Raw genomic sequence first — 15,829 nt, 5'->3', positions numbered from 1 at the left:
TCGACGGCAACGATCGCCCGTCGGGCCCCACACCCGACGCCAGCACACCCACATCAGCGGCGTTCCAATGCCGGGCCAGCAGGCCGGCGGCCATCCTCTGGGCCAGATGGCCATCCTCTGGGCCAGATCGGCAGCCCAGCCCATCCTGACCGCCAGCACCGGCGTTGTCAGCGCCTCACCTGTCCGCTCCTCCACCCCGCCGCGCAGCGCCATTGGCACACACGCGACACGAGAAGTCTCCCCCTCGGCCAGAGGAAGCTTCCGGCTCACCGATACAGGGGTCCTTCCCAGTCAAAGGGACCGACGCCAGCCCCAAATACCCAAACATATGTTCGACGGCACCACGCTACCTGCACCAACCCCGACCCGCACTCCAATCCCCGAACTCCACCCGTGATCGTCGAAGAAAGCCGTAGCCTCAACCGGATCGGGGCCGGTGACGTACTCTGAGGTGATTGCTGGAGATCACCCCCCGGCGCGGGGTGCACGACCGGAGGGGCATGCCGCATGGTCTACTACCTGGCTGGAGCGTTGATCCTCTTCTTCGGCCTGCTGGTGTCCATCGCGTTGCACGAACTCGGGCACTTCTCGTTCGCCAAGCTCTTCAAGGTGCGGACGACCCAGTTCATGGTCGGCTTCGGGCCGACGATGTGGTCGAAGCAGAAGGGCGAGACGGAGTACGGGATCAAATGGATCCCGCTCGGCGGCTACATCCGCATGATCGGGATGCTGCCGCCGCGCAAGGGGGACGCCCCCGGGCAGGTCCGGCGGATCAGCACGGGCCCCTGGCAGGGGCTCATCGAGTCCGCCCGCGGCGCGGCGCTGGAGGAGGTCCGCCCCGGCGACGAGGACCGCGTGTTCTATGGCAAGAAGTGGTGGCAGAAGCTGCTCATCATGTTCGGCGGGCCGGCGATGAACCTGCTCCTGGCGGTGTTCTTCTTCTCGATCCTGCTGATGGGCATCGGCACCAGCCAGCCCCAGCCGGTGATCAAGGAGGTCGCCGCGTGCATGGTGCCGGCGAGCGCCAAGGTCACCACCTGCCCGGCCAACGCGGCGCCGACCCCCGCCGGGAAGGTCGGGCTCAGGGCCGGTGACCGGATCGTCGCCTTCGCCGGACACAAGATCGACGACTACGAGCAGCTGCAGCAGCTGATCCGCGGGGCCGGCGGGCAGACGGTCCCGATGACCGTCCGGCGCGACGGCCAGGACGTGCGGCTGAACGTGCCGATCACCCGCAACCAGATGTACGACCTGAAGGACCCGGACAAGGTCGTCAACGTCGGCTTCCTCGGCATGACGCCGGCCAGCGCGATCGAGCGCGAGGGCCCCGGCGCGGTCGCGAGCACCATGGGCGACCTCACCGGCCGCACCGTGGGCGCCCTGGTGCGGATGCCGCAGAAGATGGTCGGCGTCTGGAACGCGGCGTTCGGCGGCGGGGAGCGCGACCCGAACGGCCCGATCGGCGTCGTCGGCGTCAGCCGGATCGGCGGCGAGGTCGCCGCGTCCGACGACTTCACCGGCACGCAGAAGGTCTCCTTCTTCGTGATGCTGCTCGGCTCGCTCAACCTGGCGGTCGGGCTGTTCAACCTCGTCCCGCTGCTGCCGCTGGACGGCGGTCACATCGCCGGGGCCCTGCTGGAGGCGATCAAGAAGCTGTTCGCCCGGATCTTCCGCCGGCCCGACCCCGGCTACGTGGACGTCGCCAAGGCGCTGCCGGTGACATACGTGATGGCGGTGGTCCTGATCGTCATGGGCGGCCTGCTGATCTACGCCGACCTGTTCAACCCGGTACGCGTCACGGGCTAGGGGGCCGTGGCCGGCCGGGTCATGGCATGTCCGGCATCTCGCCGGTCTTCAGGAAGACGTTCAGCGCGGCCAGGTAGGGCGCGATGTCGAGGCCCCGCGCGGCGAGCCACGCGTCCGACCCGTAGGTGCCCGCGTAGCGTTCCGCGCCGTCGCAGATCAGCGTGACGACGCTGCCGCGCTCCCCGCGCGCCCGCATCTGCGCGATCAGCTCCGCCGCGCCCCACATGTTGGTGCCGGTGGAGCCGCCCACGTCCCGTCCGCCGACCTCGCTCGTCCAGCGCATCGCCGCGATCGACGCCGCGTCCGGCACCCGGATCATCCGGTCGATCACCGTCGGCAGGAAGGACGGCTCGACCCGCGGCCGGCCGATGCCCTCGATCCGCGAGCCGGCCGCCGTCCGCTCCGGGTCGCCGTCGGCGAACGAGCCGTGGAACGCCGAACCCTCGGGGTCGACGACCGCGAGCCGCGTCTGGAACATCCGGTAGCGGGCGTACCGGCCGATCGTCGCGGACGTCCCGCCGGTGCCGGCGCCGACCACGATCCAGGACGGCTCCGGGAACCGCTCCAGCCGCATCTGCTCGAAGATCGACTCGGCGATGTTGTTGTTGCCGCGCCAGTCCGTCGCCCGCTCGGCGTAGGTGAATTGGTCCATGAAGTGCCCGCCGCACTCGGCGGCGAGGCGCCGCGACTCGTCGTAGATCGAGGACGGGTCGTCCACCAGATGGCAGCGGCCCCCGTGGAACTCGATCAGCTGGATCTTCTCCGGGCTGGTCGAGGCGGGCATCACCGCGACGAACGGCAGGCCGAGCAGCCGCGCGAAGTACGCCTCCGACACCGCCGTCGACCCGCTGGACGCCTCGATGATCGTCGTGTCCGCGCGGATCCAGCCGTTCGCCAGCCCGTACAGGAACAGCGACCGCGCGAGCCGGTGCTTCAGCGAACCCGTCGGGTGGACGGACTCGTCCTTCAGGTACAGGTCGATGCCCCACTCCGGCGGCAGCGGGAACACGTGCAGGTGCGTGTCGGCGCTGCGGTTGGCGTCGGCGTCGACCCGCCGGATCGCCTCGGCGATCCACGCCCGGTACCCGGGATCGCAGCGGTCCACGATGCGGCTCACAACGGTTTGCTCCTGGATCGTCGATGATCGGCAGGTCCCACGATATCCGCGCATGTCACCGGGCATCATGGAGGCTGCGGGGGGAGATGATCGAGATGTTCGACGAACGCATCGTGGAGGCCGGGCGGCTGCCGCTGTTCGGTTTCTTCGTCGCGTTCCTGGTCACGTTCGTGCTGACGCGGGTGAACGTCCGGCTGATCCGCGCGAACGTGCGCTGGTGGTTCCGCAACGTGACGGCCGGTGACCTGCACATCCACCACGTCGTGTTCGGCGTGGTGCTGATGCTGCTGGGCGGCGTGGGGAGCCTCGCCGTTCCGGACGCCTATGTCGGCCTCAACGTGGCCGCGGCGGTCGTGTTCGGGACCGGCTCCGCGCTCGTCCTGGACGAGTTCGCGCTGATCCTGCATCTGAGCGACGTCTACTGGACGGAGAAGGGCCGCGCGTCCGTCGACGCCGTGTTCGTCGCCATCGCGGTGACCGGGCTGCTGCTGCTCGGCATCCGCCCGCTCGGATACGAGGGGATCGCGCCCGACCCGGGCACCGGCATCCTGACCCGCGTCTATGTCGCGTCCCTCGTCGTCAACCTCGTCTTCGCCGTGATCACGCTGTTGAAGGGCAAGATCTGGACGGGCCTCATCGGGCTGTTCGTGCCCGCGCTGCTGATCGTCGGCGCGGTGCGGGTGGCGCGGCCGGGCTCGCCCTGGTCGCGCTGGCGGTACGCCCCGGACTCGCGCAAGTACCAGCGGGCCGTCCGGCGGGAGAGGCTGTTCCGGCGGCCGCTCATCCAGGCCAAGATCTGGGTGCAGGAGTTCATCGCGGGACGGCACGACCTCATCCCGCCCGAGCTGCTGCAACGCCGCACCGAGGCCGCCGAGCGGGCCCGCCGCCGGCTGGCCCGCGCCGAACGCAAGGCCGCGGCCCGCGCCGAACGCCGGGGCGGACGCCGGTCCGAGCGCCGTGCGGCGCGCAGGGCCGCGACGGACGGCGAGCGCGGAGCCGTTCCCCGCGCCCAGCGCACGGCGGCCAAGTGGGCCGAGCGGAGGGCGGAGGCCCGTACGCAGCGGCGCACCCCTTCCCGCGGCAGGGCCGCGTCCCCGGCGAGAACGCGCGCCGCGTCCAGGCGGAGGCGGCGGGGTCCAGAGGAGGAACCCCCGCCCGGCCCTCAGCCCGGGGAACGGGCCCGGCCGGGCTAGTCCATGAGGGGGGCGACGGCGCGCACGGTTTCGATCGTGTCGGCCTCCGACGCGGACTTGTCGGGCCGGTACCGCAGGACGCGGGCGAACCGGAGCGCGATGCCGCCGGGGTAGCGGGGGCTGTGCTGGACGCCGTCGAAGGCGATCTCGACGACCAGCTCGGGGCGGACGTGGACCGTCCAGGAGTCCTCCCGCACGGCCAGCTCGCGGAGCTTCTCCGTCTGCCATGCGAGCAGTTCGTCGGTGAGGCCCTTGAACGTCTTGCCGAGCATGACGAAGCCGCCGGTCTCGGGGTCGCGGGCGCCGAGGTGCAGGTTGGACAGCAGCCCTTCGCGGCGGCCGTGCCCCCACTCGACCGCGAGGACGACGAGGTCGAGGGTGTGCCGCGGCTTGACCTTGATCCAGCCGGCGCCGCGCCGGCCGGCCGTGTACGGGGTGTCGAGCGACTTGATCACGACACCCTCGTGCCCGCGCGCCACGGCCTCGTCGAACACCTCCTTGGCTCTGGCGGGGTCGCCCGTCACCACCCGCGGCATCCGCAACTCCTCCGGCACCACCCGCACCAGCGCCGCGTTCCGCTCCGCCCCGGGCGCGTCCAGCAGGTCACCCCCCGGACCGCCGCCGGCCGGGACGAGGTGAAGCACATCGAAGAGGAACACGCTGAGGGGGACCGGCTCGGTGTTCTTCGCGGTCCGGGTGGCGGTGCGGGCGGCGGTCACCTGGAAGGGGTGCGGGCGGCCGTCCGGGCGCAGGGCGATGAGCTCGCCGTCGAACACGGCCTCGCGGACGGGCAGGCCGCGCACGGCCTCGACGACCTCGGGGAGCCGCGAGGTGATCTCGTCCAGCGTCCGGGTGAACACCCGCACCTCGCCGCCGGACACGTGCACCTGCGCGCGGATCCCGTCGAGCTTCCACTCGACCGCCGCCTCGGCCTTGAGCTTGCCGAGCGCCTCCTCGACGGACGGCGCCGACGCCGCGAGCATCGGCTTGACGGGCCGTCCGACCTCCAGGCCGAACCCGCGCAGCCCCTCGACGCCGTCGCCGAGGGCGGCCGTGGCCACCGGTCCCAGCGACCCGCGCAGCATGACCGCCCGCCGCACCTCGGCGGCGGGTACCCCGGCCGCCGCCGCGATCGCCTCGGCCATCACCCCGTCCAGCGCACCCTGCCGCAGCTCGCCCGCCAGGAGCCGGATGAGGAATCCCTGCTCGGCGCGGGTGGCGCGGCCCAGCACCGCCGCGACCAGCTCGCGCCGCCGGGCGACCGACCCCGCGCCCGAGACCGCACCGATCTCGGTGAACGACGCGTCCACCTCCAGAACGGTCAGGGACGGCTCCGGTGCCGGCGGCGGGACGTCCCGCAGCGACGCGTACCCGACCCCGATCTGGCGTTGCGGCAGCTCACCGGACAGATGGGCGACCACGATCGCGGCCTCGCCCGGATCGGCCGCGCGCAGGCACTCGGCGAGCGCGGATACCTTGGCCTTGCGGCCGGAGGTCCCGGCGACCGCCTCTGACGTCCGCGTGATGTCCGCTATCAGCACACCCTCATTGTGACCACGGGGTCCGACAAGGGGCATCGGGCGGGGGCCTGGTCAGGGGCGGCGGGGCCGCCTACGTCGAAACCGGCCGGTGAACCGAGACGGGGGAGTGAGGAGCGGGGCGGCGTTCCCCCGGCAGGTGATCACCGTCCTGCCCGCGCCGTGCGGGACGGTGGGCGCAGGCGCACGATGCCTCACCCGCCCGGACGATCGGCCTGGACCGCGAGCCGGGCATCGGGGACGAGGCGTACCACTGGTCCAAGGCCGACGCCGGGGAGCAGAACGTCATCGGGCAGGTCACGGCGAGGACCCGCAACGCGGTCTTCACGGTCGGCTACAGCGAGCGGGCGCCGGGCAGGGCCGCGCAGGACGAGCGGGAGCCGGCCTGCCTCGGCACGGCGGCCGCCGTCGCCCGCGAAGTTCTCGCCGTGCTAAATCGTTTCTGACCTGAATCGGCCGATCGTGGCATGTTTTCTGTCAACAGCTTCTAGGGTGTTCGGGAAAGGGGAGGGGTGCGCCGATCAAGCTCCCGCGCCAGGCTTGGGATCGGTGTGCTGACAGCGCCTGGGAGGAGGAGGTCGACGACGTGACCGTGCAGGCGTCAGGAGTGTCCTGGGTGAGGTGAGTCCCAGGTCAGCCAGCCCGAACTCGCCGACGGGCCGCGGAGTGGACCCCGCTCCGCGGCCCTTCTGCTGTTCGTCGTCCGGACCAATGACGGCCATTCATGAACCATTTTCTAAAAATCGGTTCGACGTCGAGAGAAATGGCCGTGCGGCGGAACTCCTAGCCCGCGGCGGAACTCCTAGCCCCCGGCGGGGATCCGGGCCAGGAGGCGCAGAGAGGCGGGGGACACCCTCGACAGGGTGTGCAGGAGGTGGCCCTCGAAGTTGACGGGGACCACCGGCTTGTTCTTGACGATGGCGTGGACGACCCGCTCGGCCACCTTCTCCGGCGGGTAGTTGCGGAGCCTGATCCCCTTGTTGCCGCGGCTGCGGATGCGCTCCCTGGCCTGGGCGTCGCCCTCGACAAAGGTGCCGTGCTCGACGATGCCGGTGCTGACGAAGCCGGGGCACACGGCGGTGACGCCGATGCGGGAGCCGGCCAGCTCGGCGCGCAGGCACTCACTGAGCATGAGGACCGCGGCCTTCGTCGTGCAGTAGGCGGGCAGCGCGCGCGACGGGGTGTACGCGGCGGCGGACGCGATGTTGACGATGTGCCCGCCGAAGTTCGGCTTGTCGGGCTTGTTGGGCAGGGCGTGGACCCGGTCGCGCATCTGCCTGCCGAACAGGCGGCAGCCGTGCACGACGCCCCAGAGGTTCACGCCGAGGATGCGGTCCCAGTCCTCCACGCCGGTGTCGAGGAAGGAGCCGGCGACCGCGATGCCCGCGTTGTTGACGACGATGTCGGGGACCCGGTGGGCCTCCTTCACCTCGGCGGCGAAGGTCTCCATCGCGGCGCGGTCCGCCACGTCCACCTCGTAGGCGGTGCCGCCCGCGCCGAGCGTCTTGGCCAGGGTGGCCGTCCGCTCGGCGGCGGGCAGGTCGATGTCCGCCGCGACGACGCTCGCGCCGCTCTCCGCCAGCGCGAGGGCGATGGCCCGGCCGATCCCGCTGCCGGCTCCGGTGACGACGGCGAGCGCTCCATCGAAATGCGCCAGTGGCATCCAGACCTCCGAGGTGTGCGGATCGACTGAACCAAACGTACTCAGCCCGCCGCCGCGTCCGCGATGACGTCGTCGACCTCGGCCTTGCGGGCCGCCTCCTCGGCCGCGAACCGTTCGGTGTCGAGCTTCTCGGCGATCTCCTCGTCCTGGTTCATGAGGGCGTCGAGGTCGGCCTTGGACATGTCCAGGACGCCCATGTCGTCGTAGGTCCGCCGGATGCGCTCGCTCCAGAGCCCGATGTCCTTCACGCACGGGACGATGCGGCTGAACAGCAGGCTCTGGAACATCCGCATGTACGGCGAGTTCTCGACCATCTCGTCGACCTCCTTGGGGTCGATGCCGAAGTTGGTCCAGATCTCCCGGCCGCGGATGCGGTCGCGCATCAGGTAGCAGCCCTCGATGACGAAGTCCTCGCGTTCGCGCAGCTCGGCCGGCGAGAGCTGCTTGTAGTAGTCGCGGAGGGCCAGCCGGCCGAACGCGACGTGGCGCGCCTCGTCCTGCATGACATAGGCGAGGATCTGCTTGGGCAGCGGCTTGGTGGTGATGTCGCGGATGACGCCGAACGCTGCGAGCGCGAGACCCTCGATGAGCACCTGCATGCCGAGGTAGGGCATGTCCCAGCGGGAGTCGGTGAGGGTCTCGTTCAGCAGGTCCTGCAGCTTGGTGTTGATCGGGTAGACCATCCCGACCTTCTCGTGCAGGAACCGTGTGAACAGTTCGACGTGGCGTGCCTCGTCCATGGTCTGGGTGGCGGAGTAGAACTTGGAGTCGAGGTCCGGCACCGACTCCACGATCCGGGCGGCGGTGACCATCGCGCCCTGCTCGCCGTGCACGAACTGGGAGAACTGCCACGACGTGGAGTGCTGCCGGAGTTCACCGCGCTCCTTCTCCGACAGCATGTCCCAGTACTTCGTCCCGTAGATGGCGAGAGACTGGTCGGGGACGCCGAGGATGTCGTGCGGGTCGACCTCAAGGTCCCAGTCGATGCGCTTGGCGGAGTCCCACTGCTTGTCCTTGCCCTTCTGGTAGAGGGCTAGCAGGCGGTCGCGTCCGTCGTCGTACTCCCAGGTGAACCTGGCGTCGCCGGTCATCGGCACCTTCCAGGTCTCGGACGGGACGGGAGCGGTGTACAGGTCATGGGTCGACATTGGGCGTCCTCCCCGAGCCGGAGACGTACAATGTACGTCTCACGTACAATGTACGTACGGTGGCACGCGGCACTCGGCCGTGTCAACGGCGAGAAAGGGCGGAAGTCAATGGCGGGGCGTGTGACCTCCGACACTCCGCGCCCGGGCCTGACCCGTGCGCGCATCGTCCAGGCGGCGGTCGCGCTGATCGAGCGGGAGGGCGCGGACGCGCTGTCGATGCGCCGGGTGGCCGCCGAACTGGACGTCGCCGTGATGTCCCTCTACAACCACGTCCCGAACAAGGGCGCGCTGCTTGAGGGCGTCGCCGAGCACGTGGTCGCGGGGCTGGAACTGGAGGACGACCCGGCCGAGCCCTGGCAGGAACGTGCGCGCGCTCTCGTCCGGGCGTTCCGGAAGGTCGCCCACGACAATCCGCGCTGCATGTCGATCGTCCTCACCCACAAGGTGGACACACCGGTGGGGCTGCGTCCCGCCGAGCGCGCCCTGGCGCTCGCGGACGCGGCGGGCTTCGACGGCGAGACCGCCGTGCGGATCATGCGGGCGCTGATCGCCTACGCGCTCGGCGCGCAGATGCGCGAGTTCGGGGTGGCGAAGATGCTCGGCCACCTGGCCGAGACCGGCGCCGAGTCATGGGCCCGCCTCGACCCGGAGGAGTTCCCGCATGTCATCGCCTACCGGCCAGTGCTGACCGCGCACGATCCCGAGACCGACTTCGAGTTCGGCCTCGACCTGCTCATCGGGGCTCTGGACGCGCTTCCCCGGAGACCAGATAGGGGCTGAGCCCCTTCCAGCAGAAGTCGGTCATGTAGCGGGCCGCGTCCTCCGCCGACACGTCGGGACGGCTCGTCTGCCACAGCGCCAGCCGCTCGCTCGCACCCATGATGATCTGCGTGTACGCCTCGATCGCCGCGGCGGGCGCGACCGGCGCGAACGTCGCCAGCACTCCGGCGATCAGCGTGCTCTGCTGCCGCCGGGTCTCCTCGACGGCCGTGATGGCCTCGGCCGAGGCGGCCATCGGTTCGCGCAGCAGCATCGCGAACGACCTGCTGTGCTCGTCGATGAACCGGAAGTAGGCGGCCATCCCGCACCGCAGGATGTCCTCGGGAACGGTGGCGGCGGCCATGGCCTTCTGGGTGACCTCGAACAGCTCGGCCTTGGAGCGGCTCACGCACGCCACGAGCAGCCCGTCCTTGGAGCCGAAGTACTCGTACAGCATCGGCTTGGAGACCCCGCAGCGCTCGGCGATCTCGTCCATCGAGGCGGCCTGGTAGCCGCGCTCGCCGAACACCTGCTCCGCCACGTCCAGCATCTGCCGTTCGCGCTCGGCCCGGGACATCCGGCGCCTGCGCGACGGTGGCCGCGGTGTGGCGCCACTCATATCTGTTGGACCTACCGTCAGTAACCTACTCCGGGTAACTTACTCGAAGTAGGTTATCCGAGAGGAGGGGTCATGAGCGAGCGCGCCCCGGCGATCGTCATCATCGGCTCCGGCTTCGCCGGCCTCGGCATGGCGATCCGGCTCAAGCGGTCCGGTTTCCACGACTTCGTCGTGCTGGAGAAGAGCGAGGCGCTCGGAGGGACCTGGCATGACAACACCTACCCCGGGTGCGCCTGCGACGTTCCCTCGCACATGTACTCCTTCTCCTTCGAGCTGAACCCCGGCTGGACGCGGATGTTCGCGCCGCAGCCCGAGATCCGCGCCTACCTGGAGCGCACCGCCCGCAAGTACCGGGTGCGCGAGCACATCCGCTTCGGCGCGGCCGTCGACTCCATGGAGTACGACGACGACGCCAGGCGCTGGAACGTGGCGCTCGCGGACGGGACGGTCCTCACCCCGAAGGCCATCGTGTCCGGCGTCGGCGCGCTGCACGTCCCGTCCTATCCGGACCTGCCCGGCATCGAGCGGTTCCGCGGCACGGCGTTCCACTCCGCCGAGTGGGACCACTCCTACGACCTCACCGGCAAACGCGTCGCCGTCATCGGCACGGGGGCCTCCGCGATCCAGTTCGTTCCGAAGCTGGCCGAACGGGCGTCCGAGCTCGTCGTCTTCCAGCGGACGCCGCCGTGGATCCAGCCGAAGCCCGACGTCGCCATCCCGGCGCCCGTCCGCACGGCGTTCGCGAAGATCCCGGGTGCCGCGCGGGCGTTCCGGGGCGGCATCTACTGGGCGCTGGAGGCCCGCGCCGTCGGCTTCACCATCGACCCGAGGCTGTCCGCCCCGCAGGAGCGCCTCGCCCGCCGGCACATCGAGAAGCACATCGCCGACCCGGAACTGCGCGCCAAGGTCACACCGGACTACACGATCGGCTGCAAGCGGATCCTGTTGTCCAACGACTACTATCCGGCGCTCACCCGCCCGAACGTCGAGGTCGAGACGTCCGGGGTCGCGGAGGTCCGCGAGAACTCCATCGTCACCGGGGACGGGCGTGAGCACGAGGTCGACTGCATCATCTACGGCACCGGCTTCAAGGTGACCGACGCCCTCAACGAGCTGCGCGTCACCGGCCGGAACGGCACCAAGCTCCAGGAGATCTGGGCGGACGGCATCGAGGCGCACCGCGGCACCACGATCCCCGGCATGCCGAACTTCTTCATGCTGCTCGGCCCGAACACCGGACTCGGCCACAACTCCGTCGTCTTCATGATCGAGGTGCAGATCCAGCACGTGCTGAACTGCCTGCGCCTGCTGCGGGAGTCCGGCGCGGACACCATCGAGCCGAAGCCCGAGGCCGCCCGCCGCTTCAACGACCGCATGCAGAAGCGCCTGCGCCGCGCCGTCTGGAACGAGGGCGGCTGCGACAGCTGGTACCTGGACGACAAGGGCGTGAACCGCACCATCTGGCCGGGCCACACCTTCGAGTTCTGGGCGGGCTCCCGCAGGGCGAGGGCCGAGGAGTTCGTCCTCATCCGCTGAGGACCGGCGCGGACGTGCTAACCATGGAGGCATCATGAAACCGCTGATGCCGCGATCGGTCGCCCGTTTCAACAAGGTGGTCACGAACCGGGTGCAGGGCGTCTACGCGCCCTACCTGCCGCCCTTCGCCGTGATCGTGCACCGGGGGCGCCGCTCGGGACGCGAGTACCGGACGCCGGTGACCGCGTTCCGCAGCGGCGACCGGCTCATCGTCGGCCTGCCGTACGGGCGGGACGCCGACTGGGTCCGCAACCTTCTCGCCGAGGGACGCGGCGGGGTGGAGCGCCTCGGCCGCGCCCGCCGGATCGGCAACCCGCGCGTGCTGACCGCCTCCGACGCCGCCGAGCTCCCGCCGCCGGCCCGCTACGCCGCCCGCCACATGGACGTCCTCGTCGCCGACATCGAGGACTGACCCGACGCGAGGGGCGGCCTGGGCGGACGGTCAGGCCGGGGCACGGTCGGTGAGGTCCCAGAGGCGGACGGACCGGTCGTGGCCCGCCGTCGCCATGCCCGTCCCGTCCGTGTTCACGGCGAGGCCGGTGACAGGGCCCCGGTGGCCGGTCAGGGTGGCGACGTGCGCGGTCTCGGGCCGGTCGCGGGTCGCGGCCAGTGGGTTCCACACCCGCACGGTGCCGTCGTCGGAGGCCGTCATCGCGATCCGGTCGCGCAGCCCGAAAGCGACCCGGTTGATGTCGGCGGTGTGGCCGTCGAGCCGCGCCACCGGGCCGTCGCCCTGCCGGGCCGTCCACAGCAGCAGGGTCGCGCCGTCGGTCGTGGCCAGGTGCTTCGCCCATGCGAACGCCTGCGCGGGGCGCGGCGCGGCGTGGCCCCTCAGCGTGGCGAGGAGCGGGCTGCGGAACCGGCGCGACGGGTCCCACAGCTGCGGCTGCCCGCCGCACCCCCAGGACAGGAGACGGGAGCCGGTCCAGGAGAAGATCAGGTTCCGCGGGGTCTCGCGCTGCCCGGCGAGGATGTTGCGGCGCTCCATGAGCCCGGTGTCCCAGAACTCGATCCGGTGCTCGGCCGTGCCGGGGGCCCGGGCTGCGACCGCGAGGTACCGGGCGTCCGGGGCGAACGCCATCTCGCCGGTCTCGTGCTCCTCCGCGCCGGGCCGGGTGATCGAGAATCTGGCGCCGTCCCCCACGATGAGGCGCCCGTCCGGGAGGAAGACGGCCCGCGCGTCGTCCTCGCAGTCCTCCGAGCGGGGGACGGCGTGCAGGAGGCGGCCCGTGTCCACGTCCCAGATCCAGGCGGCCGGGAGGCCGTGCCCGGCGGGCAGCGCCGTCACGAGCGTCCGCCCGTCCGGGGCGAACACCAGCGTCTCGACCGGGCACGGCAGGTCGTCCAGCGACGGGGCGCCCGTCACCAGAGCGGGCGGCGGGAGGACGACCCGGGCCTCGGCGCGGGCGGCGTCCGAGAGGAGGGCCGCTGCCTCCTTCCCGTCCATGCGGCGAGAGGGGTCCTTGCACAGCAGCCCGTCCAGGACGGGACGCAGCGGTCCCGCGTTGAGGGGCGGGCGGGGATCCTCGGTGAGCAGCGCGGACAGGATCGCGACCGCGGTCGGCCCGGTGAACGGCGGGCGCCCCTCGACCGCCGCATAGAGCGTCGCGCCCAGCGACCACAGATCGCTCGCGGCGGAGGCCGTGCCCGAACGCGCCTGCTCCGGCGCCATGTACGAGGGGGTGCCCAGGATCGCCCCGGACGCGGTCAGCGCGGTCATGTCCTCGGCGACCGCGATGCCGAAGTCGGTGAGTATCACGCGGTCGCCGTCCAGCAGCACGTTGCCCGGTTTCACGTCGCGGTGCGTGACGCCGGCGGCGTGCGCGGCGCGAAGCCCGGCCAGCATCAGGGATCCGATCTCGGCGGCCCGCGGCGGCGGCAGGGGGCCGCCCTTCAGCACGTCCGAGAGCGCGCGGCCCGGCACGAACTCCATCACGATCCAGGGCCGCTCGTCGTGGGTGACGACGTCGTACACGGTGATGATGGACGGGTGCCGCAGCCGCGCCGCCGATCGCGCCTCCCGCATCGTCCGCGCGTACCGGCGGGCGTCCCGTCCGGCGGGCTCCGCGGACGCGCCGGGCGGTGTCAGGACCTCCTTGACCGCCACCTCGCGGTCGAGAACGTCGTCGCGGGCCCGCCAGACCGCGCCCATGCCCCCGCGCCCGACCACGTCCAGGAGCCGGTACCGGCCGGCCAGGAGGACGTCGGGCATGCGGCCGCGCGGGTCACTTGCCGGGGGCGAACATCGGGCGGAAGCCCGCGAGGAGCTGCCGGATCACCGGACGCTGCTCGGCCGGGGTACGGCCGCGCAGGTCGTGGATCGGGTCGAGGCCGTCGTAGTAGGGGGCGAGCGCGAGGAGGGGCAGGATCATCATCAGCCAGGTGGCGAGGACTTCGAGGTCGGCGTCCTCGCGGATGCCGCCCTGCGCCTTCCACACCTCCAGCGTCGGGTGGATGACCTGCAGGTAGTGCTGGTTGGCGGTGTCGCGGACGACGGACCGGACGTTGTTGTCGAGCTCGAAGTTCGTGGCCGCGGTGACGCCGCGCTCCAGCGGGTGGTCGGCCATGTACTCGGTCCAGTCGCACAGGACGTCGAACAGCCACTCGTCGATGCTCTGGTCGAAGTCGATCCGTTCGATGCGGCGTTCCATCTCCTCGCGGATGCGGCGGGACGTCTCGTCGCACACGAACGCGAAGAACTCCAGCTTGTCGCTGAAGTACTGGAAGAGCGAGCCCTTGGCGATCCCGGCCTCGCGCGCGATGGTGTTCAGGCTGCCCGTCGAGTACCCGTGTTCCCCGAACTCGCGCATCGCCACTTCGAGCACCCGCTCACGTTTGGCGACGTTGAGGCGGAACCAGGTCGACGTCGGCATGGACCCCTTCGACTTTCCGTCAGGAACCGGTAACCAGAACGTCAGGATAACGGTCCACCGCGTCCCGTGTGACCCAAAACATCACCCGCGCCAGCCGTTCAGCCCAGGTAGGGGAGCGTGAACTCGGCAGACGCGAAATCGCCGCCCTGCGGCACGCCGTCCCTGACAAAAGTGTCCGGGATGTCGTAGGACGCCGCGTCGTCGCGCGGCTCGTAGCCGAGCCGCGCATCGAGTTCCCAGAATCGGCGTGCGTTGGCGGACACCGCGTAGGCGGCGAGGAACCCCGGCGACGGGACGGTCAGCGCGGCACGGACGAACCCCGCGCAGTCGCGGTGGCTCAGCCAGGTGGCGAGGTGCCGGGGCTCGGACGGATGCAGTTCGAGGCTGCCGATGCGCAGGCACACCACGTCAAGGCCGAACTTGTCGGCGTAGAGGCGGCCGAGGGCCTCGACGGCGACCTTGCTCACCCCGTACAGGCCGTCCGGCCGCGGCGGCATGGCGGGCGACACGGTCTCGGTGGACGGGTAGCAGCCGGTCAGCCGGTTGCTGCTCGCGAGCACGACGCGCGGGACGCCGGTGACCCGCGCGGCCTCCAGGATGCGCTGGGTTCCGAGGATGTTGCCCTCGACCAGGTCGGGGAACGGCGCCTCGTCCGGCACCCCGGCCAGATGGACGATCGCGTCCGCGCCCTCGACGATCCGGGCCGGGTCCGAGAGGTCCGTGCGGTGGACGACCTCGTTGGGCGCCTCCACGTGCAGCGGCGCGCGGTCGGCGAGCACGAGCCGCTCCGCCTCGTCGCGCAGCGGCGTCCGCAGCGCGGTGCCGACCCGTCCGGCCGCGCCGGTCAGCACGACCGTCCCGAGCGCCATCAGCGGGCCAGGCGGATCAGGATGCGGCACACCTCGTCGATGATCTCCGCGGACTCCGCCTCGTTCTCCGCGGTGGCGATCTCCCGGCCGGCCTCGCCGATCACCGTGGTGAGCACGAGGCTCAGCACCTGCTCCGGGCGTCCGGCGGGCTCCCCGGCGGACGAGCCGCGCAGCAGCTTGGTGTTCTGCGCGATCCAGTGCTGGGCGCGGCTGCGGCGCATCAGCGAAGACCCGGACGGGCCCTCGCCGGCGAGGAACAGCCGGGCCGCCTCCCGCCGCTCCCAGCACACCCGCAGATAGGCGCGGGCGCCCGCGATGAACAGCGCGATCGGGTCGGACTCGCCGTCCTTGCGCGCGGCGGACACGGCCTGCGCGGCGCTCGCCTCCTGCTCCGCGGTGAGCTCCTCCCAGAGCGCCACGTACAGTCCGGCCTTGCCGCCGTAGTGGTGGTAGAGGCTGCCGACGCTGATGCCGGAGCGCTCGACGATCTCGGCGATGCCCGCGTCGGCGTAGCCGCGGTCGGCGAACACCCGCAGAGCCGCGGTCAGCAGCGCCTGCCGGGTCGCGTCGGCGCGGGCCCACTGGCGGCCCTCGCCGTTGCCCCGCGACGCGGGACGGCTCCCGGCGCCCTCCTCCGGAGCGCCTTCGGCGCGGTCCCCGCCCTCACCCGCGCCGTTCGCCTGGCGCGCCCTGCTCGTCCGCATGCCT

General features: G+C 71.4%; 14 protein-coding genes. 5 read left to right on the top strand and 9 right to left on the bottom strand.

Going from position 1 to position 15,829, the window contains the following annotated elements:
• Positions 1–507: 507 nt before the first annotated feature.
• Positions 508–1,806 carry a M50 family metallopeptidase gene (locus tag ACQPZP_RS35525; protein ID WP_433474059.1) on the top strand — a complete coding sequence of 433 codons (1,299 nt, stop codon included), beginning with the start codon at positions 508–510 and terminating at the stop codon, positions 1,804–1,806.
• Positions 1,807–1,825: 19 nt separating this feature from the next.
• Here the strand turns inward: ACQPZP_RS35525 and ACQPZP_RS35520 are convergent, their stop codons facing one another.
• Positions 1,826–2,923 (bottom strand): PLP-dependent cysteine synthase family protein, encoded by a 1,098-nt coding sequence (locus ACQPZP_RS35520; protein WP_433463773.1) that lies wholly within the window; start codon positions 2,921–2,923, stop codon positions 1,826–1,828.
• A gap of 86 nt (positions 2,924–3,009) precedes the next feature.
• On the opposite strand from ACQPZP_RS35520, the gene ACQPZP_RS35515 reads away from it, so the two are divergent.
• Positions 3,010–4,116 carry a hypothetical protein gene (locus ACQPZP_RS35515; RefSeq protein ID WP_433474058.1) on the top strand — a complete coding sequence of 369 codons (1,107 nt, stop codon included), beginning with the start codon at positions 3,010–3,012 and terminating at the stop codon, positions 4,114–4,116.
• Here the strand turns inward: ACQPZP_RS35515 and ACQPZP_RS35510 are convergent.
• From ACQPZP_RS35510 to ACQPZP_RS35500, 3 genes are all read right to left on the bottom strand, one after another.
• A complete protein-coding gene (locus tag ACQPZP_RS35510) occupies positions 4,113–5,657 on the bottom strand; it encodes an ATP-dependent DNA ligase (protein WP_433474057.1) in 1,545 nt (514 codons plus the stop codon). The genes ACQPZP_RS35515 and ACQPZP_RS35510 overlap by 4 nt on opposite strands.
• A 799-nt stretch (positions 5,658–6,456) precedes the next feature.
• Positions 6,457–7,317 carry an SDR family NAD(P)-dependent oxidoreductase gene (locus ACQPZP_RS35505; protein ID WP_433474056.1) on the bottom strand — a complete coding sequence of 287 codons (861 nt, stop codon included), beginning with the start codon at positions 7,315–7,317 and terminating at the stop codon, positions 6,457–6,459.
• Positions 7,318–7,358: 41 nt separating this feature from the next.
• Positions 7,359–8,465: a ferritin-like domain-containing protein gene (locus tag ACQPZP_RS35500; RefSeq protein WP_433474055.1), complete on the bottom strand. Its 1,107-nt coding sequence runs from the start codon at positions 8,463–8,465 to the stop codon at positions 7,359–7,361.
• Positions 8,466–8,585: 120 nt separating this feature from the next.
• Here ACQPZP_RS35500 and ACQPZP_RS35495 point away from each other — a divergent pair, with 120 nt between their 5' ends.
• Positions 8,586–9,245 carry a TetR/AcrR family transcriptional regulator gene (locus ACQPZP_RS35495; protein WP_433474054.1) on the top strand — a complete coding sequence of 220 codons (660 nt, stop codon included), beginning with the start codon at positions 8,586–8,588 and terminating at the stop codon, positions 9,243–9,245.
• Here ACQPZP_RS35495 and ACQPZP_RS35490 read toward each other — a convergent pair.
• Entirely contained in the window at positions 9,199–9,801 is a 603-nt protein-coding gene (locus ACQPZP_RS35490) for a TetR/AcrR family transcriptional regulator (protein WP_433474053.1), read from the bottom strand. The genes ACQPZP_RS35495 and ACQPZP_RS35490 overlap by 47 nt on opposite strands.
• Before the next feature lie 114 nt (positions 9,802–9,915).
• On the opposite strand from ACQPZP_RS35490, the gene ACQPZP_RS35485 reads away from it, so the two are divergent.
• Positions 9,916–11,379 (top strand): flavin-containing monooxygenase, encoded by a 1,464-nt coding sequence (locus tag ACQPZP_RS35485; RefSeq protein ID WP_433474052.1) that lies wholly within the window; start codon positions 9,916–9,918, stop codon positions 11,377–11,379.
• A 34-nt stretch (positions 11,380–11,413) separates the two neighbouring features.
• On the top strand, positions 11,414–11,791 hold the full coding sequence (locus tag ACQPZP_RS35480) for a nitroreductase family deazaflavin-dependent oxidoreductase (protein ID WP_433474051.1): 378 nt from the start codon (positions 11,414–11,416) through the stop codon (positions 11,789–11,791).
• A 30-nt stretch (positions 11,792–11,821) separates the two neighbouring features.
• Here the strand turns inward: ACQPZP_RS35480 and ACQPZP_RS35475 are convergent, their stop codons facing one another.
• The 4 genes from ACQPZP_RS35475 to ACQPZP_RS35460 all read right to left on the bottom strand — a co-directional run bounded on the left by ACQPZP_RS35475 (position 11,822) and on the right by ACQPZP_RS35460 (position 15,825).
• On the bottom strand, positions 11,822–13,591 hold the full coding sequence (locus tag ACQPZP_RS35475; RefSeq protein WP_433474050.1) for a WD40 repeat domain-containing serine/threonine protein kinase: 1,770 nt from the start codon (positions 13,589–13,591) through the stop codon (positions 11,822–11,824).
• Positions 13,592–13,604: 13 nt separating this feature from the next.
• The gene (locus ACQPZP_RS35470) at positions 13,605–14,252 is read right to left on the bottom strand and encodes a TetR/AcrR family transcriptional regulator (protein ID WP_433474049.1); all 648 of its coding nucleotides are present in this window, start codon (positions 14,250–14,252) and stop codon (positions 13,605–13,607) included.
• 98 nt (positions 14,253–14,350) lie between these two features.
• Positions 14,351–15,151: an NAD-dependent epimerase/dehydratase family protein gene (locus tag ACQPZP_RS35465; RefSeq protein ID WP_433474048.1), complete on the bottom strand. Its 801-nt coding sequence runs from the start codon at positions 15,149–15,151 to the stop codon at positions 14,351–14,353.
• Positions 15,121–15,825 carry a TetR/AcrR family transcriptional regulator gene (locus ACQPZP_RS35460; RefSeq protein ID WP_433463761.1) on the bottom strand — a complete coding sequence of 235 codons (705 nt, stop codon included), beginning with the start codon at positions 15,823–15,825 and terminating at the stop codon, positions 15,121–15,123. The genes ACQPZP_RS35465 and ACQPZP_RS35460 overlap by 31 nt, the downstream gene beginning before the upstream one ends.
• Between the last annotated feature and the right edge of the window lie 4 nt (positions 15,826–15,829).

The organism is Spirillospora sp. CA-142024, from assembly GCF_050942325.1.
In the GTDB taxonomy this organism is placed as follows: Bacteria; Actinomycetota; Actinomycetes; order Streptosporangiales; family Streptosporangiaceae; genus Spirillospora.
This window is presented reverse-complemented; position numbering and strand designations above follow the sequence as displayed.